Source organism: Kistimonas scapharcae, assembly GCF_039540975.1.
Lineage (GTDB): Bacteria > Pseudomonadota > Gammaproteobacteria > Pseudomonadales > Endozoicomonadaceae > Kistimonas > Kistimonas scapharcae.
Genome location: NZ_BAABFL010000284.1, coordinates 1 through 2,487, shown reverse-complemented (window position 1 = coordinate 2,487; position 2,487 = coordinate 1). Strand labels below are relative to the sequence as shown.

1 protein-coding gene is annotated in these 2,487 nt (G+C 41.9%); it reads left to right on the top strand.

Annotation, left to right across the window (positions count from 1 at the left end; translation table 11 throughout):
* Positions 1-247: 247 nt before the first annotated feature.
* Positions 248-2,347, top strand: coding sequence for a hypothetical protein (locus ABD892_RS11090; RefSeq protein ID WP_345195713.1), 2,100 nt, complete (start codon positions 248-250; stop codon positions 2,345-2,347).
* Positions 2,348-2,487 lie beyond the last annotated feature (140 nt).

The following is a 2,487-nucleotide window of genomic DNA, read 5'->3' as shown; positions in this document are numbered from 1 at the left end:
TAACAGCCATAATCCAAAATGCATAGCCTAACCATGATCGTTGACTGTTATATATACGTAATCAACGGATCTGATTCATGACCAAATCATTAAGGACGCCATTCAAAATACAGGCAACAAACATCCATTCTTTATTCATGAAGAATGCGTAGATTATGTCAACGAGCAAAAAAAAGAAATAAAAAAATCACCTTTTAAAAAACTCACAATCCAATCACAAACAAACTACTATTTAGGGCTTGCACTCATGTATTTTTATACGGGCGACCAAGAAACATCTAGAATATTTATTGATAGATTATCCAAACTCAGCACAGAAACAGTTTCCAATCACGTCAGAGTTCTTGAGCTTTACTACAAGCTATCCACCATGAGGCCAAGCGAATTACATATCGAAGAAGTCGAGGAGCTATATGAATTGACATTAGCAACTGAATTTCCACCAAGCATTTGGTTTTTAGTAAAACTATCGCTCATCGCTGATAGCAAATACCTTATTTCTCCTTTTGCCACTATGCGCTTAATTGAAATAGCCCCACCACCCTTTGTTATGCTGACACTCCTACAATTTTTTGTTACAAGAAATGAAACGTTTCCGAATGACGATTTGGCAATCTTCCTAAAAGTAGAAAAAAATCTACATGAAATTGATGACAGTAAACGGATTATATGGCTATTCACCCGAGTACTCTGCCAAGAAAACCCATCACCCAGAACGATACTATCGAATTCAGGTGAAATCTCCTTTAGCACATATTCATTACTGTATAGCCAACTGATACTATGTCGCCGCTCACTTCGCGAACCTTCAACTATTGACCTAACGGATCCTACGGAACAACTAGCCCAAAGCATCACACAATTATTCCCCCGAGATGGCCGAGAGTTAATTATTACCGGGCTGGAAGAATGTATCGAAACATTCTCCTCCCCCTACCTAAAAGGAGCAGTCAATCTCATCATCGGATTTATGCTGAAATTTGGTTTTATTTTTGGAAGAGTCTCACCATTACGTTGTGCAAGTCATCTGGAACGAGCCGCAGGTCAAGGAACCTTTCCACTTCTGTATAAGGATGCAGGAGAACTTTACATGAGATTTGGGCTCTATCAACAGGCACTCCATTGTTTTGACCAGCTATTGCAACACGATCTCCCCTCAAAGACTCACTACTCAATAGAAAATCTCAAGGAAATATGCGAACTACAGATTCTTGGCGACGACACCGACGTAGAGGAGGAAGCAACGCCTGCAGAGATGACACTACCTACAACAGCTCCAGAAAAAGAGAGCGTTAAAAAATGTCAACCTGCCCAAGCCTCCACCAGTTTATTACCTCCCACTCACTCACCTGAAGCATTGGCGTCTAAACCCTTAGAAACAGAAACACTTGACACAAAAACAGAAAAACCATCAAAGAAGAAGAAAAAAAAGAAGAAAAAACACTCAGCGCCTGAAGTAAAGACGCTAACAGTGACACAACCGGCATCATTAATACCAGGCACGGCATCCAGTGAAGAATGCTGTAGTGCTATGGCTATGGCTACCGCCATGCCCCCTGAATCCGAAACCAGCTATGATCAAGGAACAGCCGCTACGGCTACACCTCTTGAGCACTCATTACGCATCAGTGAAAGTCATGCCTCAGCTTTGAAAAAAGATGTTGTTTCCTCTCCTATTACTACCAAGGCAAGTTCAGAGCAAATATATCAAAGAACTCCCTCAACAGATTTTACTCATCGTTTCTCTCCTCAAGGTGGCTGGATCCCAGATAAACATTCTCAAATACAAGCATTTTGCAGAGGAATCAGAAAACACAGAAAGCGATGTGACCTGGATCAAGAAAAAGACTGGATTCAGAAGTGGCTAGAACCAGGGAAACCCTGGTATGGACGAATTTGCGAAGAAGCCGCTTGCTATTATATTCGTCAGGTCAGCTTACCTACAAAATACCGACTTTTAGAAGACGATAGCGCTGCAAATAAACGCCAGTTATTGCAACTTGCCGGAGACAGGTTAGCGCAGGCACTCGCCTGCTACCTACAAGAGACAATTAAACAAAACATGAGCTATGATGACCTTGAGATTCTCATAGTAAAACACTATTCAGCTCGTCCTGATCATAAATACAACACTCAGTTCAACAAACGGATCCGCTCAGTATGCTCGATTTATGGCCATATACAGGAAAGGCTAAGCGCAACATCACAAGGAAAGAGACAACATTCACATGATGACAGCTCCCATCGTTTTTATCAGCTGAAACGGATTGCGGATCCATCCTACACTCCCCCTAGACCTCCCATAGTGCCCCCAAAACTGACTTTTACACCCCATGTAAGATACTGATTCCCCCTTCTGATATTGAATAGCATTAACTGCTCATATCCAATCAGAGAAAAGCCTCACCCTTAAATCCCGCTTAACCTTGGGAATGTGAGCAAGCTGGCCGTACTTTTGGCAACAGAGTACAGTTTTTGCACAAAACG